The 481-nt window shown below is 52.6% G+C and carries 1 protein-coding gene; it reads right to left on the bottom strand.

Going from position 1 to position 481, the window contains the following annotated elements; all coding sequences use genetic code 11:
• On the bottom strand, window positions 1–481 hold a 481-nt coding region (locus tag H0X90_RS35355), incomplete at both ends, for a relaxase/mobilization nuclease domain-containing protein (RefSeq protein WP_196438439.1).

Raw genomic sequence — 481 nt, 5'->3', positions numbered from 1 at the left:
CAGGCTGATATTCCCCCAGTTTCCGCCCCAGTTTTTCAGCTGTCCATGACGGTCCGAACGAACTGAGTGCAATACCTTCCCGCGCTTTGTCCCAGCCATCCTTCACCACCAGTTCCCCTTCCTGCATCGTGATATACAGACCATCACTGGCCAGCCGTTTATGCAAAGATAACCAGTCCTGTGCTGGCTCTTCACGCAGCCCGGCAATCGACATCTGATCAATATATTCCCTGAACGTCTGCTTTTTCCCGCGTCGCCAGGCATTACGGCGCTCACGTACCAGCGCTGTTTTGCGCACAATACGATTGCCCGGTGCATGTACAAAGCAACCATTATCCGGCGCGAATCCGTGCTTAAGTTCAAGTTCACGGCATGCACGACTGAGTTTTTCCTGGCTCCACGGAAGGCAATTGATATAGCCGGTTTCAGGGTGGACACGATTCACTGCAACATGTACATGCAGGTTATCCGTGTCTGTATG

It is taken from the genome of Burkholderia sp. 9775_39 (assembly GCF_015712225.1).
GTDB classification, from domain to species: domain Bacteria; phylum Pseudomonadota; class Gammaproteobacteria; order Burkholderiales; family Burkholderiaceae; genus Burkholderia; species Burkholderia cenocepacia.
This window is presented reverse-complemented; position numbering and strand designations above follow the sequence as displayed.